Below are 427 nucleotides of genomic sequence, written 5' to 3' on the forward strand. Positions count from 1 at the left end.
GCCGCGGGCGCGGAATTGAGTCCGGCGCAGGGACCAGTGGATGGTCTGGCTGCGGTCCAGTTGCAGCGATGCGGCCCAGCCCTCGCTGAGCAGCGCCTCGCACAGCTGGCGCAGCACGCGGGGGGCGGAGGTTGCGCGGCTTACGGTCTCATGCAGGGACATCGGCGCGCTCCTGCAGGGAGTGAGCCTGTGTCGCGGCGATCGGGTTCGGCATCTGCAGGAACAGGCCTTCTTGCGCGTCTGTTTCCAGCTCATCCATGTTGCGGGCGCGGGTCAGCAGGTTGGCCTTGGCGCTGAGCGCAGGGGCGGTCAAGAGATACTGGGCGAAACTTGCCCCGGCGCCGCTGAGACGGCTGGCGGCCAAGGTCAGGCGGCGGCGCAACTGCGAGAGCAGCGCGGGCTCCGGCACCAGCCCGTCGCAGCCGAT

1 protein-coding gene is annotated in these 427 nt (G+C 70.0%); it reads right to left on the reverse strand.

Annotated elements, in window-relative coordinates; genetic code table 11:
• Positions 1 to 148: 148 nt before the first annotated feature.
• A partial coding sequence (locus tag RA24_RS21570; RefSeq protein ID WP_039194388.1) for a ferric iron reductase occupies positions 149 to 427 on the reverse strand: 279 nt, incomplete at its 5' end.

The organism is Leisingera sp. ANG-M6 (assembly GCF_000813905.1).
Taxonomy (GTDB): domain Bacteria; phylum Pseudomonadota; class Alphaproteobacteria; order Rhodobacterales; family Rhodobacteraceae; genus Leisingera.